Source organism: Marinibacterium sp. SX1 (assembly GCF_050389775.1).
In the GTDB taxonomy this organism is placed as follows: Bacteria; Pseudomonadota; Alphaproteobacteria; order Rhodobacterales; family Rhodobacteraceae; genus Marinibacterium.
Genome location: NZ_CP177144.1, coordinates 51,387 through 71,495, shown reverse-complemented (window position 1 = coordinate 71,495; position 20,109 = coordinate 51,387). Strand labels below are relative to the sequence as shown.

General features: G+C 68.7%; 20 protein-coding genes. 6 read left to right on the top strand and 14 right to left on the bottom strand.

Annotation, left to right across the window (positions count from 1 at the left end; translation table 11 throughout):
* Window positions 1–105: 105 nt before the first annotated feature.
* The 3 genes from ACK3BB_RS00330 to ACK3BB_RS00320 form a co-directional block, all read right to left on the bottom strand.
* Window positions 106–1,299: a hypothetical protein gene (locus ACK3BB_RS00330; RefSeq protein ID WP_428926743.1), complete on the bottom strand. Its 1,194-nt coding sequence runs from the start codon at window positions 1,297–1,299 to the stop codon at window positions 106–108.
* A gap of 73 nt (window positions 1,300–1,372) precedes the next feature.
* Window positions 1,373–1,675, bottom strand: coding sequence for a PAAR domain-containing protein (locus ACK3BB_RS00325; protein WP_428926742.1), 303 nt, complete (start codon window positions 1,673–1,675; stop codon window positions 1,373–1,375).
* 574 nt (window positions 1,676–2,249) lie between these two features.
* Window positions 2,250–3,689 (bottom strand): aldehyde dehydrogenase family protein, encoded by a 1,440-nt coding sequence (locus tag ACK3BB_RS00320; RefSeq protein WP_428926741.1) that lies wholly within the window; start codon window positions 3,687–3,689, stop codon window positions 2,250–2,252.
* Between the two features lie 325 nt (window positions 3,690–4,014).
* On the opposite strand from ACK3BB_RS00320, the gene ACK3BB_RS00315 reads away from it, so the two are divergent.
* A complete protein-coding gene (locus tag ACK3BB_RS00315) occupies window positions 4,015–4,668 on the top strand; it encodes a peroxiredoxin (RefSeq protein ID WP_428926740.1) in 654 nt (217 codons plus the stop codon).
* A gap of 135 nt (window positions 4,669–4,803) precedes the next feature.
* Here ACK3BB_RS00315 and ACK3BB_RS00310 read toward each other — a convergent pair whose 3' ends face one another.
* Complete coding sequence (locus ACK3BB_RS00310; RefSeq protein WP_428926739.1) at window positions 4,804–5,853, bottom strand: glycosyltransferase family 4 protein; 1,050 nt, start codon at window positions 5,851–5,853, stop codon at window positions 4,804–4,806.
* 302 nt (window positions 5,854–6,155) lie between these two features.
* On the opposite strand from ACK3BB_RS00310, the gene ACK3BB_RS00305 reads away from it, so the two are divergent.
* From ACK3BB_RS00305 to ACK3BB_RS00290, 4 genes are all read left to right on the top strand, one after another.
* The gene (locus ACK3BB_RS00305; RefSeq protein ID WP_428926738.1) at window positions 6,156–7,565 is read left to right on the top strand and encodes a tannase/feruloyl esterase family alpha/beta hydrolase; all 1,410 of its coding nucleotides are present in this window, start codon (window positions 6,156–6,158) and stop codon (window positions 7,563–7,565) included.
* Window positions 7,566–7,846: 281 nt separating this feature from the next.
* Entirely contained in the window at window positions 7,847–8,440 is a 594-nt protein-coding gene (locus ACK3BB_RS00300; RefSeq protein WP_428926737.1) for a TetR family transcriptional regulator C-terminal domain-containing protein, read from the top strand.
* A gap of 12 nt (window positions 8,441–8,452) precedes the next feature.
* A complete protein-coding gene (locus ACK3BB_RS00295) occupies window positions 8,453–9,328 on the top strand; it encodes an SDR family oxidoreductase (RefSeq protein WP_428926736.1) in 876 nt (291 codons plus the stop codon).
* Window positions 9,325–9,648, top strand: a complete 324-nt coding sequence (locus tag ACK3BB_RS00290) for a putative quinol monooxygenase (RefSeq protein WP_428926735.1) — start codon at window positions 9,325–9,327, stop codon at window positions 9,646–9,648. Before ACK3BB_RS00295 ends, ACK3BB_RS00290 begins: the two co-directional genes overlap by 4 nt.
* Before the next feature lie 73 nt (window positions 9,649–9,721).
* On the opposite strand, the gene pnp is transcribed toward ACK3BB_RS00290, so the two are convergent.
* The 10 genes from pnp to rbfA form a co-directional block, all read right to left on the bottom strand.
* Window positions 9,722–11,869: a polyribonucleotide nucleotidyltransferase gene (gene pnp, locus ACK3BB_RS00285; RefSeq protein WP_428926734.1), complete on the bottom strand. Its 2,148-nt coding sequence runs from the start codon at window positions 11,867–11,869 to the stop codon at window positions 9,722–9,724.
* A gap of 393 nt (window positions 11,870–12,262) precedes the next feature.
* Complete coding sequence (locus tag ACK3BB_RS00280) at window positions 12,263–12,604, bottom strand: hypothetical protein (protein WP_428926733.1); 342 nt, start codon at window positions 12,602–12,604, stop codon at window positions 12,263–12,265.
* A 224-nt stretch (window positions 12,605–12,828) separates the two neighbouring features.
* Complete coding sequence (locus ACK3BB_RS00275) at window positions 12,829–14,250, bottom strand: PepSY-associated TM helix domain-containing protein (RefSeq protein WP_428926732.1); 1,422 nt, start codon at window positions 14,248–14,250, stop codon at window positions 12,829–12,831.
* Window positions 14,251–14,290: 40 nt separating this feature from the next.
* Window positions 14,291–14,656 (bottom strand): hypothetical protein, encoded by a 366-nt coding sequence (locus ACK3BB_RS00270; RefSeq protein WP_428926731.1) that lies wholly within the window; start codon window positions 14,654–14,656, stop codon window positions 14,291–14,293.
* 214 nt (window positions 14,657–14,870) lie between these two features.
* Window positions 14,871–15,140, bottom strand: coding sequence for a 30S ribosomal protein S15 (gene rpsO, locus ACK3BB_RS00265; protein WP_428926730.1), 270 nt, complete (start codon window positions 15,138–15,140; stop codon window positions 14,871–14,873).
* Window positions 15,141–15,328: 188 nt separating this feature from the next.
* Window positions 15,329–16,378: a calcium-binding protein gene (locus tag ACK3BB_RS00260; RefSeq protein WP_428926729.1), complete on the bottom strand. Its 1,050-nt coding sequence runs from the start codon at window positions 16,376–16,378 to the stop codon at window positions 15,329–15,331.
* Window positions 16,379–16,494: 116 nt separating this feature from the next.
* Entirely contained in the window at window positions 16,495–17,028 is a 534-nt protein-coding gene (locus ACK3BB_RS00255; RefSeq protein WP_428926728.1) for a DUF1643 domain-containing protein, read from the bottom strand.
* Window position 17,029: 1 nt separating this feature from the next.
* Window positions 17,030–17,935: a tRNA pseudouridine(55) synthase TruB gene (gene truB, locus ACK3BB_RS00250; protein ID WP_428926727.1), complete on the bottom strand. Its 906-nt coding sequence runs from the start codon at window positions 17,933–17,935 to the stop codon at window positions 17,030–17,032.
* A gap of 83 nt (window positions 17,936–18,018) precedes the next feature.
* Window positions 18,019–18,759, bottom strand: a complete 741-nt coding sequence (locus ACK3BB_RS00245; RefSeq protein ID WP_428926726.1) for a phosphodiester glycosidase family protein — start codon at window positions 18,757–18,759, stop codon at window positions 18,019–18,021.
* Window positions 18,756–19,151, bottom strand: coding sequence for a 30S ribosome-binding factor RbfA (gene rbfA, locus ACK3BB_RS00240; protein ID WP_428926725.1), 396 nt, complete (start codon window positions 19,149–19,151; stop codon window positions 18,756–18,758). Before rbfA ends, ACK3BB_RS00245 begins: the two co-directional genes overlap by 4 nt.
* Before the next feature lie 87 nt (window positions 19,152–19,238).
* On the opposite strand from rbfA, the gene dapB reads away from it, so the two are divergent.
* Window positions 19,239–20,051, top strand: coding sequence for a 4-hydroxy-tetrahydrodipicolinate reductase (gene dapB / locus ACK3BB_RS00235; RefSeq protein ID WP_428926724.1), 813 nt, complete (start codon window positions 19,239–19,241; stop codon window positions 20,049–20,051).
* Window positions 20,052–20,109: the final 58 nt, after the last annotated feature.

Here is a 20,109-nt window from a genome sequence, read left to right as displayed (position 1 = left end):
ACCTGAACGGGCGTTTGAAAAGGGCGAGTCGTCGCGGATGTCTGGACTACGCGGCCTGAACCGGGCCGGCGGTGGCGCGATCCCCGAATTGCGGCCGGTTGGCGCTCAGGCGGCCATGAAATCCTTCAGCGGATATTTGCAGGGCTGGCCGGGCTGGCAGAATGGGCTGAAGCCCAGGGCATGTTCCATCACCGCCCCCAGCGCGCCGAGGGCATCCAGCGCCGGGGCGACGGGCAGGGCCGGCGGGGCGGCGCACATCGAGGCCGACAGCGTGGCGCTGCAATCCACCGCGGCCCGGGCACCGGCCTGGACGTCATCCCAGGGCGGCAGCATGTCCAGCTGGGCCTGCACCAGCAGGGCCGGCCCGGGCAGGGCGGGCAGGTGCAGGCGGGTGGCCCAGCTGAGCATGGCATTGACCCGGCCGATGCCGGCCGGGGTCAGGGCGTCGGGGCCAAAGGCCTGGCGGATCGTGGCAATGGCTTCCAGCACGCCGGCCAGGGCCAGCATGTCCTGCGGCGGCAGGCTCATGCGGGGCATGGGCACGGCGGCCAGGGCCTGCATCATGGCCTGGGCGGCGGTGGGAAAGCCGGGATCGGACAGGGGCGGCAGGCCCAGCGGCTCATGGGCGCTGTCCAGCCCGGCCATGGCGGCGAAATGCAGGGCCAGGTCGACCTGGGCCGGGCTGAGGGCAAAGGGTGCGGGCGGATGAGCCGCCAGGCTGAGAGCGGTGTCGATGGCCGCGCCATAGGCCGCGCGGGGCTCGCCCAGCTGTTCGGCCAGGACGAACTGGCCGTCGACGCCGGACAGGGCCAGCGGGCACAGCCCCTGGCTGCGCAGGTCGAGGGTGATGCGGGCGGCATCGGTCAGGCGGGCGAAATGCGGCGAGGCGCCAAAGGCCATCAGGGGTGCTGCGGCCGAGAGCGGGCCGGCGGCGAAGGACACCAGGACCTGGCGGAGATGGGCGATCAGCAGGGCGGGATCGGCCAGGGGAAAGAGCCGGGCCTGCAGGCCCAGGGTCAGCACGGCCGAAACCAGGGCGCCGGCGCCTATCGGCAGGGCGCGGGGCAGGGTCGGGCCATGGGCCTGCAGCGTGGCGCGCATCCAGGCCTCGGGGGGCATGTCGGGCAGCGTCGCGGCCATCTGGACATCGGCGCGCAGGGTGCTGTCGGCCGGGGCTTCGAGATGCAGCAGGCGGGCGAGATCGGCCAGCTGGGGCGGGATGACATGGATCGACAGCGGATCGGTCGGGATCAAGCCGGTCAGCGCGTCGGGCGGGGTCTGGCAATGCAGGCAGGGCATGGCTCAGGCGGCCCCGGTGCGGGGCTGGATGCGGGCCGGGCGGGGCGGCGGAACGCAACCGCGGGCCATTGGGTCAGCCGCCGATCAGGACGGTCGGCGCGCCGGCGACGATGGCTCCGCCATGGGCACAGGTATCGCCCAGCCGGGCGGCGGGCAATTTGTTGACCAGCACGGTGGTCGAACATTTCATGATGACGTCGGGCGGCCCGACGCAGGTGGCCATGTCGGTCATCCTGGCCTGGGGCAGACCGACGGTCAGGACGGTGACGGCACAGGGCGGCAGGATCGGCCCGCCGACATGGGGGATCGGGGGAACGCCCGGTGTGACCATCGGGCAGACATGCATGTCGGACACGCGGGCGGCCGGCAGACCCATGGGGAAACTCCTTTAATCAATGCTCAGAATGTATGGCATCGCGCGGGCCATGCAAGAGGCGGCTTGTCGTTGGGTCAACTTTGGATGTGTGCGCTGTGGGCCGTGGCGCGAATTGTGCAGGCAGCGGTGGGGCAAGCCCCACCCTACGCAGGCGGCCGGCGCGGCGCACGGTGTGGGGTGTTGTGTGGTGCGGGCGGCGGGAGGCGCAGGGGTGAGGCGCGGCATGGGGCATTGCGCGGAGTGGAAGAAAGGCGCGGTGCGGCGGCGCAGCGCGACACAAGAGCAGTTCGCGGCGCGGAGTTCTTGGGCGACACGGGGCAGTGCGTGGCTCAGGGCGCATGTCGTGCGGTGGGAGGGCTGCGTTGGCGCATTGCGCGGTGCAGTGGGAACGCCGCGTTGCGGAGGCGACGTGCTGGTCCAGGGCTTTGCGCGGCACGGGGGACGCGGAATTGCGCGGCGTTAGGCGCGGGGGCCGTGTGATGCGGCCGCGGTGAGACCCACAGGCCGAAAGGGCCCCGGCCCCGGGGCAAGCCCCGGGCGCGACGGGGCGCCCGGGGTGGGGTGGCATATGGGCTTACTCGGCGGCCCAGCCGGAGACCGATTTGACCTCGAGGAAATCCTCGATGCCATAGGCCCCGCCTTCGCGGCCGTTGCCCGATTGTTTCATCCCGCCGAAGGGCGCGCCGGCGCCGCGGGACTGGCCGTTGATCTCGACCATGCCCGACCGCAGCTGGCGGGCCAGGCGCCTGGTCCGCTCGGGATCCGTCGACTGGACGTAGTTGGTCAGCCCGTAGACCGTGTCATTGGCGATCTCCAGCGCCTCTTCCTCGGTCTCGAAGGGGATGATCGACAGCACCGGGCCAAAGATCTCGGTCCGCGCGATGGTCATCTGGTTGTTGACGTCGGCAAAGACCGTGGGCTTGACGAAATAGCCCTTGTTCAGCCCGTCGGGCCGGCCGGTGCCTCCGGCGACAAGCCGTGCGCCTTCGTCGATGCCTGCCTGGATCAGGTCCTGGATCTTGCCCCACTGGGTGGCGTTGACCACCGGCCCGATGTGGCGGCCCTCTTCCGAGGCCGGCCCGACCTTGACGCTGGCGGCCACTTCGGCCGCGGTCTCGACCGCGCTGTCATAGATGTCCTTCTGGACCAGCATGCGCGAGGGCGCGTTGCAGGACTGGCCGGTGTTGTTCATCATGTGCAGCACGCCGCGCTTGACGGCCTTGTCGTCGGCATCGGCAAAGATCAGGTTGGCGCCCTTGCCACCCAGTTCCAGGTGGACCTTCTTGAGCGTGTCGGCGGCGTTCTTGGAAATCGCCGTGCCGGCGCGGGTCGAGCCGGTGAAGGACACCATGTCGACATCCGGGTGGCCCGACAGCTGGGTGCCCACGCCGGCGCCATCGCCGTTGACCAGGTTGAACACGCCAGGCGGGAAGCCGGCCTCGTCGACCATCTCGGCGAAGATCATCGCGTTCAGCGGGCTTTCCTCGGAGGGTTTCAGCACCATGGTGCAGCCGGCCACGGCCGCGGCGCCGAATTTCAGGGTGATCTGGTTCTGGGGCCAGTTCCAGGGCGTGATCATCGCGCAGACGCCGACGGCCTCAAGCACGATGCGGTCGTTGGGCGCGTGGTCGCCCAGCGGTTTTTCAAAGCGGAAGTCCTTGGCCGCCTTGATGAAATTGGTCAGGTGCCAGGTGCCCGAGGTGACCTGCTGCTGGCGGGCCATGTCGATCGGCGCGCCCATTTCCAGCGAGGTGGCCCGGGCCAGCTCGTCGAGGCGGCTGTTGTAGACGTCGAGCAGTTTTTCGACCAGGGCGATGCGCTCGGCGGCGGGGGTGGCCATCCAGCCGGGCAGGGCGGCGCGGGCGGCGGCCACGGCGGCGTCGGTGTCGGCCTGGCTGCCCAGCGAGATCACCGCGCAGGGCTCTTCGGTCGAGGGGTCGATGACCTGGTGGTCGGCGGGCTGGGCCGGGTCGACCCAGGCCCCGTTGATGTAGAACTGGCGCTTTTCGATCATGGAAGATCTCCCCTCAGAGATACGGGTTCACAGTCGGCGGTCCGGCCGGCGGGCCGGGCGTCGGGCGCACTGTGTCACCGCGCCGGGGGAGGGGCAAGGGGCGCCCCGACGCCCCCGGCGGGGCTGGTCTTTGCCCGCCGGCGCGGGGGCCGGGACGGCGGGTGGGCGCGCCGGGTGCATGGCCTGTTTGCGACGCCCGAGAGGCTGATCGCGACGCATCGCGACACCATGTCCCGTGCGGGCAGGCCGGGGCGGGCTGGACATTCCGCCGGGCGGATGCAGCTATGCGGCGACGGAAACAGACGCCTTACGGAAAGGACGCACCATGACCCTGCGCATCAACGACACCGTTCCCGATTTCCAGGCCGAGACCGACCAGGGCCCGATTTCGTTCCACGACTGGATCGGCGACAGCTGGGCCATCCTGTTCTCGCATCCCAAGGATTACACGCCGGTCTGCACGACGGAATTCGGCGCCGTGGCGCAGCTGGCCGCGGAATGGGACAAGCGGGGCACCAAGGTGATCGGCGTGTCGGTCGACGGGGTCGAGGAACACCGGGGCTGGAAGGAAGACATCGCGGTCGTGGCCGGCACGGCAGCGGGGTTCCCGATCATTGCCGATGGCGACCTGGCCGTGTCCAAGGCCTTTGACATGCTGCCGGCCGAGGCCTACCTGCCCGACGGGCGGACGCCGGCGGATACGGCGACGGTGCGCTCGGTCTATATCATCTCGCCCGACAAGAAGCTGCAGCTGACGATGACCTACCCGATGTCGGTGGGGCGCAACTTTGCCGAGGTGCTGCGGGCGCTGGACGGGTTGCAGCGGACCTGGGGCCAGCCGCTGGCGACGCCGGCGAACTGGGAGACCGGGCAGGACGTGATCGTGGCGCTGTCGCTGGACGATGCCGCGGCCGAGGCGAAATTCGGGACGCTGGAGAAGAAACTGCCCTACCTGCGGTTCGCGAAGAACCCGGGCTGAGCGGCCCCCGGGCCGGCGTTTTCGGGGGGCGTTGCCCCCCGGAGCCCCCCAGGAATATTTGAAAAGAGAAAGAAGCAGGAGGGCGGCCCGGCGGGGGCGCCCTCTTTCGGTCGTGGGGTTGGCGTCGGCCGGGGCTCAGGTCGGGGTGTCGTCGAGCAGTTCGCGGTAGAGGGCGGTGAGGGCGGCGGCCTCGGTTTCCAGGGCGAAGGCGTCGAGCACATGGGCGCGGGCGGTGCGGCCCATGTCGGCGCGGCGGTCGGGATCGGCGATCAGGGTTTCGATGGCGGCTTCGAGCCCGGCATCGTCGTCGGTGTCGACGATCAGCCCGGTGTCGCCGGCGCGGATCATTTCCTCGAAGGCGCCGGCCCGGGTGGCGACGACGGGCACGCCCGAGGCCATGGCTTCGAGCGGGGTGAGGCCGAAGCCTTCCCAGCGTTGCGGGGCAACGAAGATGTCCATCGCGCGGAAGAACTCGGGGACCTTGCCGTCGGGCTGTTCGCCCATGAACAGGATGCGTCCGCCGAAGCCGGCGCGGGTGACGCGACCCGTCAGGTCATCGAGGAAGGCGCGGTTGTCTGGTGTGGTGCCGCCAGTGATGACGGCGGTGACATCCGGGTGGCGCTTGACCAAGCGCATCATGATCTCGACGAAGCGGTCGGTGCCCTTCTGGTGGCGGATGCGGCCGAAACAGCCGATCAGGCAATGATCGGCGGGCAGGCCGAGCGCGTCCTTGACGTCACGCTTGTGGGCGGCCGGGCGGAACCGGTCGCAATCGACGCCGTGCATGATCACCCGGTGCGGCACGGTCAGGAAGCTGCCGGCCTTTTCCGAGGTGGCGACCACGGCATCCATGCGGTGGATCAGCCAGCGGGTATAGCGGCTGTGCGCACGTTGGGCGGCCGAGGTGAAGACCAGGCGCAGGTTCTTGCGCAGCAGCCATTTCAGGGCCAGCCCGGCGAGCATCTCGGTGTTGCGGCGGGCATGCCAGACCCGGCGCTTGCCCGGGCGCATGAGCAGCAGCTGCAGCAGCGACAGCCGCGGCAGGTCGGCCGGCAGGCGCGGGCCGGTGCAGGCGATGCCGATCCGCGACTTCTGGACCGGCACAAGCCGGAATACCGTCGAAGTCACGCCGGACCAGCGCGTCTTCAGATTTGGGGCAATGACACTGATCTCGTCCGAACGCATGGGCGCACCTTGGGCGAAGGGTCAAGCATCTGCAATCGGAAGCGGCACATCCACAGGCGGAAAGGCCACGGGGTGTAGCAGGCTTGCCTGCCTGTCCGTGCCGGAGGGCCCTTGGGCGGCGGCCGAGTGGCCGGTCGGGCCTGTCGGGCAGGGTCCGACCGGACACGGCGGGGCCGGATCAGGGGGCGCGGGCAGGGTATCCGCACTTGCCCGGTGATCCGCCCCCCGGAATAATCAACCCGCGAAGCCGGACAGCAGAACCCGGCCGCATCCGACAGACCCTGTCCAACGGGAGGATCCCCATGACACGACACCTGGCCGTGCTGGCGCTGCTTGCGTCCGGCATTTCCGCCATCCCCGCCACCCGGGCCCTGGCCGACGAGTCCGCCTGCACCGCGCTGCGCGACACCGTGCTGTCCGGCGCGGTGGTCACCTCGGCCCGGGTCATGCCCGCGGCCGACACCCTGCCGGCCTATTGCGAGGTCCGGGCCACGGCCCTGCCGGCCATCTCGATCGAGATCCGCCTGCCGATGGAAGGCTGGAACGGCAAGTTCTACCAGGCCGGCTGCGGCGGGTTCTGCGGCATCCTGGGCCGGGCCGATGCCTCGGGCGGCTGGGTCAATGCCATGCGGCCCGGGCTGGAACGAGGCTATGCCACGGCGACGTCGGACAGCGGCCACCATGCCCTGTCGGTCGTCGACGGGGGCTGGGCCTACAACAATCCCCATGCCGAGCGCGACTGGGGCTGGCGGTCGATCTCGGAGACCAACCGGGTGGGCAACCTGATGGTCGATGCCTTCTATGGCAGCCCGTCGCAACAAGCGATCTTTCAGGGCTGTTCGACCGGCGGGCGCATGGCCCACGTGGCGGCCAGCCGGTTCCCCGAGATGTTCGACGGCATCATCTCGGGCGCGCCGGCAATGGACTACCCCGGGCTGGTGGCCACGGCCATGTCGTGGTTCATCCAGGCCAACACCGCCCCCGACGGCAGCCGCATCCTGGGCGCGGCCGAGGCCAAGACCATCGGCGATGCCGTGCTGGCCCAATGTGACGGCATCGACGGGGCCGAGGACGGGGCCATTGCCGACCCGCGCCAATGCACCGTCGATTACGCGGGCCTGGGCCTGAGCAACCAGCAGCTGGACACCCTGGCCCGCTGGCGCGAAGGGCCGCGCAATGCGGCCGGCGAACAGCTCTATCCCGGGGGCATCCCGGAAGGCTCTGAACCGTTCTGGTTTCTCTGGCTGACCGGCGACGACAAGGGCAGCAGCCCGCTGGTGCCGGCCTTTGCCGGGGGTTTCGGGCGGTACATGGCCTTTGACCAGGATCCCGGCCCGGCCTGGACGCCGCTGGATTTCGATTTCGAAACCGACCCGGCGCGCATGACCACCAGCGCCGAGATGTACAATGGCGACAACCCCGACATCTCGGCCTTTCGTGCGGCGGGTGGCAAGATGATTGTCTACCACGGCTGGGCCGATGCCATCGTCACGCCCTACAAAACCGTCGATTGGTATGAAAAGGCCGCCGAGCTGGCCGGGGGGACCGAGGCGCTGAGCGATTCCGTGGCGCTGTTCATGGTGCCGGGGCTGGACCATTGCGGCATCCTGCCCGGCCCCGGGGGGATCAACGCCGCGGCTCTCGATCCGACCGCCGCGCTCGAAGGCTGGCTGGCCACGGGCACGCCGCCGGTGTCGATTGCGGCCGAATGACGGCCTGATCCCTGCATGAAACAGGGCCCCGGCGGTTGCGCCGGGGCCACGCCATGCCGGCCGCAGGTCACCGTATCCAGGCACGCGGATCGCGCGCAGGCAGGGCCACGCTGGCGCCAACACACGAACCCACACCGGATCGCGCGCCGGATCGGCCGGGCGCAGGCTGGAACACGCAGGCACACCGGTGCTCACGCCCGGGTGAGGCAACGTGCTTTGCGAATTCGTAATCGACCGGTCTATTAACTATTCATCAACGCTTTCTGCCGATGGAGGCCCCGATGGCACGCCCCAGGAATGACCGCGCCAATGCCGAAAGCCGGACCCGCCTGCTCGAGGCCGGGCTGGCCAGTTTTCGCGCCCGCAGCTTTGCCGAGACCGGGATCAGCGACATCCTGCAACGGGCGTCGGTGCCGAAGGGATCGTTTTACCATTACTTCCCGACCAAGACCGATTTCGGCCTGGCCGTGGCCGATCATTACCATGACGGCCAGATCGCCGCGGCCCGGGCCGTGCTGGGCGATGCAGGCCGGCCGCCGCTGGACCGCCTGCGGCACTTCTTTGAAGCCGCCCGGGCCGACATGAAGGCCCGCGGCTATGCCGAAGGCTGCCTGATGTGCAACCTGACCACCGAGCTGGCCGATGCCGCGCCGCAATTCCAGGCCGGGCTCGACCGGCACTGGCGGGCGCTGTCGGTCGAGCTGGCCCGCTGCCTTGCCGAGGCCGATCTCGACCGGATCAACCTTGGCCACCTCACCGCGCAGGAGGCCGCCGACTGGCTGCTGAATGCTTGGAGCGGGGCCCTCACCCGGATGAAGGCCACCCGCGACGATACCCCCCTGGCGCTGTTCCTGCGCTCTATCTTCAAGGACTGAAGGACCCTTCCCATGACCAAGACCATTCTGATCACCGGTGCCAGCCGTGGCATCGGGCGGCTCACTGCGCGCCTGCTGGCCGAACAGGGCCATGTCGTCCATGCCGGGCTTCGCCATATCGACGGGCGCAATGCCGAAGCGGCGGCCGAACTGGCCGGGCTGTCGGCCGACCTGCCGGGCCAGATCCTGCCGGTCTCGCTGGACGTGACCGACGCCGACCAGATCGCCACGGCCGTGGCCGGGATCGAGGCCACCGGCCCGATCGACGTGCTGATCAACAATGCCGGTGTCATGCCCGTCGGCGTGACCGAAGCCTTCACCATCGCCCAGGCCCAGGCCACGATGGACGTCAACCTCTATGGCATCATGCGCACCACCCGGGCCGTCCTGCCCGCCATGCGGGCGCGCAAGTCGGGGCTGATCATCAGCCTCAGCTCGGCCGCCGGGCGCTTTGGCATGCCCTATTTCGGCCTCTACTGCGCGTCGAAATGGGCGATGGAAGCCTGGTGCGAGGCCCTGCATTACGAGCTGGAGCCCTTTGGCATCGAAAGCCTGCTGGTCGAGCCCTCGGGCCATGGCACCAACCTGGTCAGCGCCTCGCCGGCCCCGGCCGATGACGCCGCCGTCGGCGGCTATGGCGACATGGCCCTGGGGCGCGACCGGCTGCTGGGCATGTTCCAGGGCATGTTCGACCAGGGCGACAGCGTGACCGATGCGGGCAACGTGGCCCGGGCCATTGCCGGGCTGATCGCCGCACCGTCCCCGCGGCCGATCCGCACCCAGGTCGGCGAGGACATGGGCGTCAGCGCCGTGAACGCGGCCACCGCGCCGATCCAGGCTGCACTGGTCGACATGCTGCGCCCGATCTACCGGGGCGAGGCGGCATGACCGGCCGGCTGTTCCTGTTCGCGACGATCCGGGTCAAACCCGAACATGTCGTCGATGCCCGGGCCGCGCTGGACGAATTGATGGCGCCGACCCTGGCCGAACCCGGCTGCCATGTCTTCGCGGCCTTTGCCGCCCGCGACATGCCCGACACGCTGCATCTCTTCGAATGTTTCGACGACGAGGCCGCGCTGGAGGCGCATTATGCGCAGGATTACACCAAGGCGGTCTTTGCGGCCTATGCCGACTGGCTGGTTGCACCGGTCGAAACCCGCAAGCTGACGGCCCTGTCACCCCGGACCCTGGCCCAGTTCCCCGCATGAACGGCCCGGCCCGCGCATGAAAAAGGGCCCCGGCGTTTCCGCCGGGGCCCCCTGATCGGTCAGGCGCTGCGGATCACTCCGCGGCGTCTTCCTTGGCCTTCTTCTCGGCCACGATCTCTTCGCCGGTCTCCTGGTCGACAACCTTCATCGACAGGCGCACCTTGCCGCGATCGTCGAAGCCCAGCAGCTTGACCTTCACTTCCTGGCCTTCCTTCAGAACGTCCGACGGATGGTTCAGGCGGCGGTTCTCGATCTGGGACACGTGGACCAGGCCGTCGCGCTTGCCGAAGAAGTTCACGAAGGCGCCGAAATCGACGATCTTCACGACCTTGCCGGTGTAGATCTGGCCTTCTTCCGGCTCTGCCACGATCGAATGGATCATGTCATAGGCCTTCTGGATGGCGTCACCATCGGCCGAGGCGATCTTGATCACGCCGTCGTCGTTGATGTCGACCTTGGCACCCGACACTTCCACGATCTCGCGGATGACCTTGCCGCCCGAGCCGATCACTTCGCGGATCTTGTCGGTGGGGATGGTCATGGTCTCGATGCGCGGCGCATGCGCCGAGAAGCCCTTGGCTTCGGTCAGCGACTTGCCCATCTCGCCCAGGATGTGCATCCGGCCGTCCTTGGCCTGGGCCAGGGCTTTCTCCATGATCTCGGGCGTGATGCCCGCGACCTTGATGTCCATCTGCAGCGAGGTGATGCCGTTCTCGGTACCGGCGACCTTGAAGTCCATGTCGCCCAGGTGGTCTTCGTCACCCAGGATGTCGGTCAGGATCGCATAGGAGCCGTCGTCTTCCAGGATCAGGCCCATGGCCACACCGGCCACGGCCGATTTCAGCGGCACGCCGGCATCCATCATCGACAGCGAGCCACCGCAGACCGACGCCATCGAGGACGAGCCGTTCGATTCGGTGATCTCCGAGACAACGCGCACGGTGTAGGGGAAATCGGTCGGGGCGGGCAGGACGGCCTGAAGGGCGCGCCAGGCCAGCTTGCCGTGGCCGATCTCGCGGCGGCCGGGGCTGCCGACACGGCCGACTTCACCGACCGAATAGGGCGGGAAGTTGTAGTGCAGCAGGAAGTTCGACTTGAAGTTGCCGTGCAGCGCGTCGATGAACTGTTCGTCATCGCCGGTGCCCAGCGTGGTCACGACCAGGCCCTGGGTTTCCCCGCGGGTGAACAGCGCCGACCCGTGGGTCCGCGGCAGCAGGCCGGTTTCGCAGACGATCGGACGCACGTCGGTGGTCGACCGGCCGTCGATGCGGGTGCCGCCCTTGACCACGTCGCCGCGCAGGATGCCGGCTTCCAGCTTCTTCATCGCCGAGCCGAGGTTGGCGTCGTCAAGCTGCTCTTCGGTGAGAGCGGCCTTGATCGCCTCGCGGGCGGCGCCAACGGCGGCCACGCGTTCCTGCTTGTCGGTGATGGCAAAGGCTGCGCGCATCTGCTCTTCGCCGGCGGCTTTCACCGCGGCATAGAGATCGGCGTAATCCGGCGGGGTGAAATTGAACGGCTCTTTCGCCGTTTCCTCGGCCAGCGCCACGATCAGGTCGATGACCGGCTGGATCTGCTCATGCGCGAAGGTCACGGCGCCCAGCATCTCGGCTTCGGTCAGCTCGTAGGCTTCCGATTCCACCATCATCACGGCGTCCTTGGTCCCGGCAACCACCAGGTCCAGGCGCTGCTCGGGGTTCAGGCGCAGGTCCTGCATGTCGTCGACCGTCGGGTTCAGGACGTATTCGCCATCCTCAAAGCCCACGCGGCAGCCGGCGATCGGGCCCATGAAGGGCGCGCCCGAGATGGTCAGCGCGGCCGAAGCGGCGATCATCGCCACGATGTCGGGGTCGTTGACCAGGTCGTGCGACAGCACGGTGCACATCACCAGCACTTCGTTCTTGAAGCCGGGGACGAACAGCGGGCGGATCGGGCGGTCGATCAGGCGCGCGGTCAGCGTTTCCTTCTCGGTCGGCCGGGCCTCGCGCTTGAAGAAGCCGCCGGGCACCTTGCCGGCTGCATAGTATTTTTCCTGGTAATGGACGGTCAGCGGGAAGAAGTCCTGCCCGGGCTTCTGTTCCTTGGCGAAGGTCACGTTGGCCATGACGCTCGTTTCGCCCAGCGTGGCGATGACCGAGCCGTCGGCCTGACGGGCAACCTTGCCCGTCTCCAGTGTAAGCGTCTCTTCGCCCCACTGCATGGATTTCGTCGTTACGTTGAACATGTATCGTATCCTCAAGGGAGCTCTCCCGGGCGTTCCCGGGTCTCCCGTTTGATGTGGCGGCCCCATTGCCGCCGACCCCTTGCATCCTTCTCTCACGACGCCGGGGCCTTGGCGTCACGTCTCAGATGCGCCGCCCTTACAGTATATCACGTCGTTTGGAAACAGGCATAAGCCCGCAGCGACATTCGTGCGCCGGGCTCTCGCGCAGGCCTTGGCCCATGCCAAGGTGGCCTGTCGGGGCGATGGTCGGGTGTGTTGGCGGCGTGGGATCGGGGCCGTTGGCTTGGCAGATGGCGGGCCGTTCGGCGGGTTCTGGCAAACGTGCGTTTGCCGGTGTTCCGGGGCCGTCCGGTGATGTGTCGGGGGTGTCCGGCGATGGCGTGGCGCGGGGTGTCAGAACTTGAAGCTCAGCCCGATGATCGGCACGCGCCGGCTGATGTCGCCGATGAAATCGCCCCCGGCCAGGTCGGCATCCAGCTGGCGCCAGTCGAAGGTCAGGGCGGTCTGGTCGTTCAGCGCAAAGCCCAGCGACAGGTCCATCTCGGGCTCTTCCAACCCGCGCACCGGGCCTTCGGTCTCGGTCTCGCCCGAGGCCCAGACCCCATCGGTCAGATCAAAGGTCCAGCCCTGGGCCCGGGCACCCGTGGCCCCCGCAAGGACCAGGGTCAGGATCAGCATCAGGGGCGCGGCGCGCGTGCAGGCCGCGCGGAGTGTCGCCGTGATCAGGTCATCCAAGCGCGGCCTCCTTTCCGAATAATCCCCCGCATGTCCCATAACGCGCCGGCGACGCTACGGAAACCTCCTGTTGCCGGTTTGCCGCGGATGCGCGGGCCTGGTGCAACAGGGGGTTTATAGACCGCGTCTTGGGCAAAGGCTCCTTACGTTTTGTTTCGAACTTGAAAGCTTGGCGGCGTGTGGCCGCCCGGTCCTGCCGGGCGGCCGGGTGTCATGCGGGCGGCCTAACTCAGCCGCTGGCGCAGGCCGGGCAGGCGTTGCAGCACCAGCGTGTCCAGCGCCAGCACGGCCAGGATCGTCAGCCCGGCCATGGGAAAGGCCAGCGACACGGCCAGCCCGACCAGCCTCGCGCCCTGCCACAGCGGCATGTCGCGAGGCATCGGCGGCGCGGCCAGCCGCCCGGCCCCGGCGGGCCGGCGGATCCACCACATCACCACGGCGCTGATGCACAGGCCGATGACCGCCAGGCAGAAGACGGTGTTGGCCAGCACGCTCCACAGGCCCAGCGTGCCCATGTGCAAGGCGATGCCCACGGCCATGGCCTTGCCGTAGAGCGAATAATCGTCATAGCGCACATCGGCCAGGATGCGCCCGGTGTGCCGGTCGACATGCACGGTGCGATCAGCCGTCGGATCGAGGCTGTCGGTGCTCATCGAATCGCGGCTGAAGGTCCAGACGCCCTCGTGGCCCTGCGGCAGGTTCATCTGGAACCGCGCGCCGTTGCCGGTCTCGAACCCGATCTCGCGGGCAAAGCGGTCCATCACGTCGATCGTCAGGGGCAGGCCCTCGGCCACCCCTTCGGCCCCGGCGACCGAGCCCGACAGCGGCAGCGGCGTCAGTTCCAGCGTCCAGGGCACGTCCTTGGGCCCGTTGGTCAGGCTGCCGTGGTTGGCATGGCTCAGCGGCGCGCCCCATTTCTCGGCCGGGAACTGGTTCCAGGCCTGCATCATCTTTTCGCCCCAGATGCCGGCCCAGGACAGGCCCGAGACCAGGAAGAAGACCAGCACGATCGACAGCCAGAACCCGACCGCCCCGTGCAGCGATTTCCACATCGACCGGCCGCGCCCCAGCCGGGGCAACAGCGCGTCGCGCCAGCTGCGCCCGTTGCGCGGCCACCACAGGTAAAGCCCGCTGGCCACCAGAACCATGCCCAGGGATGCGGCGATCTCGACCATGCGGTCGCCGGTCACGCCCAGCATCAGCTCGCCATGGATGCGGTCGGCCAGGTCATAGGCGCCGTTGCGGCGCGGCCAGCTGTCGATGACATTGGCCGCATAGGGATCGACGGCCACCATCATCGCGGCGCCATCGGCCGTGTCGACACGGAAGACCGCCGCGCGGTCGGCCTCGCGCGGGGCGATGTATTGCATCAGCCGGCCGCCCGGCACGGCGTCGCGGGCGGCGGCGGCCTGTTGGCTCAGCGCCATGGGCGCGTCGCCGGGGACGACCGTGATGCGCTCGCCGTCGCGGCCGCCGAGATGGGCGATCCACAGCATGCACAGGCCGGTGACGGCCAGCATCAGGAAGAAGGGGATGACGTAGAGCCCGGCGTAGAAATGCCAGCGCCAGGCGGCAAAGTAGAGCTTGCTGGCCGCGGCGGGTGCAACCGTTTCGCGCGCGCCAACATTCACGTTGGTCGTGACCATGATTTTGTCCTGTTTGTTCCTAAAATCCGAATGAAAGGGATCAGGAACGGACGGGCGGCCCCCGGGACGGCGGGGTGGGGTGGATGCGCCGGGTCAGGGTGACCCGGTCGGCCCGGGGGAGGTCGCGGCCATGTGCCACGCTATCGGGTCGGGGATGGGCGATCGTGCCGGGCAGCATCATGCCGGCCATGACACGGCAGGCCTTGCATTCGCTGGGCAGGCCGGCGCCATCGGTGCCACCGCAGATATCGGCCCAGGAAAAGCCCAGGGCGGCAATCTCGGCGGCGGCCACGGCCGGCACCTTCTGTTGCAGCCGCGCCCCGGCATGGGCCAACCCGATCGCGGCGAGCGACAGGGCCATGGCCAGAACCAGGATCACATGAGGAAGGGCGGGGCGGCGTGACATGGTCCGGGACGTTAGGGCGATATGATTAATCAAACAATAACGCTCACCGGACGGAATGTCGCTGGGCGGATCGCGGCCGGGTTGGTGGCCGGCGGGCGCTGGCGGCCCCGTTCCGGGTGCACCCTTGGCCCCGAAAAGCGAAACGCCCGCCGGAGTGGCGGGCGTCGAGGGCATTCAAGAACCGATGCCGGTTTTGTCCGGTTGGGACAAGACCTTAGCGGCGCAGGCCCAGGCGCTGGATCAGCGAGGCATAGCGCGCTTCATCCTTGGCCTTGAGATAGTCCAGCAGCTTGCGGCGCTGAGCAACCATCTTGAGCAGGCCACGGCGGCCGTGGTTGTCTTTCTTGTGGGTCTTGAAGTGCTCGGTCAGCGTCGAGATGCGCGAGCTGAGGATGGCAACCTGGACTTCGGGCGAACCGGTGTCGCCTTCCTTGGTTGCATAGTCCTTCATCAGCTGCGCCTTGAGTTCGGGCGTGATCGACATCGGGGTCTCCTTTCGAAAACAATGGGTTATGGCTCAGGCCGGGATGTCGTCCAGCGCAGGCCCATGGAGGTCGCCGGCCCGGAACCATCGCTGATTCCGGGCCGGGATGGGGGCCAATACACGCAAAAGCCCCATGTTGCAAAGGGATTCGCCCGGCCTTGGGCCTTCCCGCCCCGGCGGACCCGGTGTCAGGCCGCCAGGCCGCTGGCTGCCAGCTGGTCGGGGCTGATCAGCAGGATATCCGCCTCGGTCAGCTCGGCGCCGCCGTGGATCACCGCGACTTCGGTGCCGTCGATGACCAGGTGCTGCAGGTCGGGGTCGGTTTCGTCGGGCAGGACCTGGATGGTCGGGTCGGGGTTGGCCGTGTCGTCCCAGACCACGATCATGCTGTCCTCGCCGGCGGTGAAATCCATGATGTCCACCGTGGCGTCAGCGGGCGCGCCGGCCAGGACGTAGAAGCTGTCGGCCCCGTCGCCGCCCGTCATCGTGTCGCCGCCATCGCCCAGCAGGATGTCGTCGCCGTCGCCGCCATTGACAAAATCGACCCCGTCCTCCGATCCGTCGGACAGGCCCGAGACCAGGTCGTCGCCCGCGCCGCCCATCAGCGTGTCGTTGCCGTCGCCGCCGCGCACCACGTCGTCGCCCAGACCGCCGCTGACGGCATCATCCCCGGCCTCGCCATCGAGAATGTCGTTGCCTTCAGAGCCTTGCAGAGTGTCATCGCCGTTGCCGCCGGACAGCTGGTCATCGCCATTGTGGCCGAAGAGCGTGTCGTCGCCGGCCTCGCCCATCAGCGTATCGGCCCCGTCGTCGCCATGCAGGATGTCGTCGCCATCGCCGCCCATCAGCCTGTCGTCGCCGCGTCCGCCGTCGAGGGTATCGGAGCCCGCACCGCCGATGATCAGGTCGTTGCCGTCATAGCCGTTGACCTGATCGTCGCCGGGGGTGGCCTCGATCGTCTCGTCCTGGTCGCTGCCGGGCAGGATCAGGCCGATCTGCGTGCCGCTGTCGGTGTCGATGACGGGGGTCGGATCGGCGGATGCGAGGTCATCCTCCGTTTCGCCGGTTTGATCACCGGTTTGATCCCCGGTGTCATCGCCGGTGCCGGACCGGTCCTCGGTGGCATTTTCCTCGGGAAACTCATCGTCCTGGCCGGCATCATCCGCGCCAAGATCATCCCCGCCAAGGGCAAACGCCCCGACGGCCATCATGCCCAACAGGCCGGCCAGCATCAGCATCCCGCCACTCCACTCAGATCGGTCCCCACCAACGGTCATTGTGGCCGGGCCGGGGGCGTGCGGTCAAAGCGGATCGGGGTGAATGGTTAATGCCGCCGGGCGCGGCCCGTGGCCGGTCAGCCCATCGCCCAGGGCATCGGCCGGGTTGCATAGGCGATGTAGAGCGGGTGGCGCGGGTGGCCGTCGCGGGTCAGGCCCAGGTGGCAGATCGGGCGCCCGGCGGCACGCAGCAGGGCGGCCACCTCGGCGCCCCGGCCGAGATGCGTGCCATGGGTGCCCCAGCCGGCAATGACCGTATCGGCCCAGCCCAGGCCTTCGGCCAGGGCGGCATCATTGGCCGGCCCGACCGGAGCCTGTGCCGCGCGCAAGGCCCGGGGATCGGTCTCGCGCCAGGCAAAGATGTTGGTCACGCGGAAGGCTGCGAACCCCAGCGCCCGGGCCCGGCGTTCGCAGCGTTCGACCGTCGGGTCGTTCTGGACCTCGGTGGCCTTGGACGGGTTGAGCAGGATGTAGAGCAGGCGCTGGCCATCGGCCTGCCAGCTGCGCGTCAGGCTGTAGCGATAGGCCTCGCAGGGCGAATAGACGGCGGTCGAGGGCGCGCCGTCCTTGACGTGGGACCGGATGATGAGCTGATCGTCGCCGGCGGTCACGTCAGCCCTGCTGGTTGAACACCCGCGAAGGGTGCAGCTCGCCGGCCTTGTAGACGCCCACGGCCACGGCCCGGCCGTCATGGCTGGCCCAGGCCTCGTCGCCGTATTCCACGTCGGAGGCCAGCACCATGCCCGGGTTGCCGTTGCGCAGGCGGGCGGCGCCTTCGGGCGTGCATTTCAGCTCGGGCAGGTCGGCCAGGCCTTCTTCGAGCGGGCGCAGGAAGGTATCGAGCTCGGGCGATTTGGCCAGTTCCTCGACCTGGTCCATGGTGATGCCGTCGGCGGCATCGAAGGGCCCCGACCAGATCCGGCGCAACCGGGTGACATGGCCGTGGCAGCCCAGGGCCGCGCCCAGGTCGCGGGCGATGGACCGGACGTAACCGCCCTTGCCGCAGGTCATTTCCAGGGTGACATGGTCGGCATCGGGCCGGTCGACCAGCAACAGTTCCTCGACCCAGAGCGGGCGGGCGGCGATGTCGACATCCTCGCCGTCGCGGGCCAGCTTGTAGGCCCTCTGGCCGTCGATCTTGACGGCCGAGAACTTGGGCGGGATCTGCATGATGTCGCCGATGAACGGGGCGAGGGCGTCCTTGATCTGTTCGTCGCTGGGGCGCGCGTCGCTTGTGGCGATGACCTCGCCCTCGGCGTCGTCGGTGTTGGTGGCCTGGCCCAGGCGGATGGTGAAGGTATAGGCCTTCAGCGCGTCGGTGATGTAGGGCACGGTCTTGGTCGCTTCGCCCAGGGCCACGGCCAGGACGCCGGTGGCCTCGGGGTCCAGCGTGCCGGCATGGCCGGCCTTCTTCGCGCCAAAGGCCCAGCGGACCTTGTTGACCACGGCGGTCGATGTCGGCCCGGCGGGCTTGTCCACCACGAGCCAGCCGGAAATGTCGCGTCCCTTGCGTGCCATGAAATGCCCCGATGTCTGATGAGAGGCCGCGCTATAGCCCCAAGCCGGCCCGCCGGTCAAGCCCGGGCGGGCGGCGGGTCCGGTCAGGAGCCCGAGGGCACGACGACGCCGACGATCGGGCCCATGTTGAAGCCTGGATCGTTGCGGCCGATGTCGGGGGCATAGAGCCGCGAGATGTTGCCATCGAAGTAGAGCGCGTTGGGCAGGCCCAGCTCGTCGCGGAAGAGCGTGCCGAAATCGTGGAAGGTCACGGCATTGCGCGAGATGGCAAAGACCACGCGCTGGCCGTCGGCCGAGGTGCCGACCCCGTTGCGGATGTAGCGCGAGGTGCTGTCGGGCAGGAAGCGCGGGTGCAGCGCGCCGTCGATGACCAGCATCGGGCCGGATTGGGTGGCAAAGCGGCAGGCCGGGGCCTGGTCGACGAAGGCCAGGGTTTCGATCACGTCGGCCCGGCCGTCGCGGATGCAGAACACCCCGTTGGGCAGCAGGCCGAAATTGCCCGGCCCGGCATTGGGCACGACGCGCATGATCTCTTCGCCGTTCTCGACGTAATGGCCGACCGGCGAGCGGTCGTCATGATACATGCCGGCATTCATCGCAAAGGCCAGCTGGCCTTCGGGGCGCAGGGCGGCATTGACCGCGCTGAACTGGCCCCAGGGCGTGCCATCGGGGCGGTAGAGGAAGAGGCGCAGGTCCTCGGCCCCGGCATCGACCTCGCAGACCGTGTAGCGGTTGCCGCCATGGTCGAGATCGCGGCAGCCACTGGCCACGGCGGGGGCGGCGCCGAAGGTCAGCGCCAGCAGGGCCCAGGCCAGGCGTTTCAACTGTCGAGATCGCGGCGCACCGCGTCCTGGTCGAAGATGCGCCGGGTCTCGTCCATCCGGTCGTAGGTCTCGTCGATCTGGAAGCGCAGGTCGGGGGCGAATTTCAGCCCGCATTTCTTGCCGACGATGCGCCGCAATTCGCTCTTGTTCCGGGCGAGCAGGCTGACGACATCGTCCTGGCCCTTGCCGCCCAGGGGCAGGACATAGGCCGTGGCGATCTTGAGGTCGGGCGAGGTGCGGACTTCGCCGACGGTGATCGACAGGCGGTTGAGATCGGGATCATGCACGTCGCCGCGCGCCAGCACCTCGGACAGGGTGCGGCGGATCAATTCCCCGACTCGCAGCTGACGCTGCGACGGGCCGGGACCGTCATGGAACTTGTTCTTGGCCATGGGGCACATGTAAGCCGTCGCGGGGCCTTTGCCAAGCCGGGGACGAGCGGCTAGGGAGGGGCGGTGCGACGTCAGGAGAGATGAAAGATGCAGGATGTGCCGGGGATCGTGATCACGGGGGCGTCGGGCCGGATGGGCCGGATGCTGGTGCAGGTCGTGGCCGAGAGCGACAAGGCCCGGCTGGTGGGGGCGGTCGAACGGCCCGGCCATGACTGGATCGGGCAGGACGTGGGCACGGCCATGGGCGGCGCGGCCCTGGGCGTGACGGTGACGGACGATCCGCTGGAGGCGTTTTCCAGGGCCCAGGCGGTGATCGATTTCACGGCCCCTGCCGCGACGGTCGAATTTGCCGGGCTGGCGGCCCAGGCCCGGGCGGTGCATGTCATCGGCACGACGGGCATGAGCGACGCGGATGTCGCCCGGCTGGAGCCGGCGTCGCGCCATGCGGTGATCGTCAAGGCGGGCAACATGAGCCTGGGCGTGAACCTGCTGACGCTGCTGACGCGCAAGGTGGCCGCGGCGCTGGACGAGGATTTCGACATCGAGATCGTCGAGGCGCATCACAAACACAAGGTCGATGCGCCGTCCGGCACGGCGCTGATGCTGGGCGAGGCTGCCGCCGAAGGGCGTGGCGTCGAACTGGGCGATGTGGCCGACCGGGCGCGGGACGGCATGACCGGCGCGCGCAAGGCGGGTGACATCGGTTTTGCCGTGGTGCGCGGGGGCGACATCGTGGGTGAACATGACGTGGTCTTCGCGGCGGCCGGCGAGCGGCTGATCCTGCGCCACGTGGCGACCGACCGGGCGATCTTTGCCCGCGGTGCGCTGAAGGCCGCGCTGTGGGGTCAGGACAAGGGGCCGGGGCTTTACGACATGGTCGACGTGCTGGGCCTGGAGTGATCGCCGGGACGTGATCCGGCGGGTGTGATCGGGGCGGCGGGGCGGTTGGCCCGAGCGA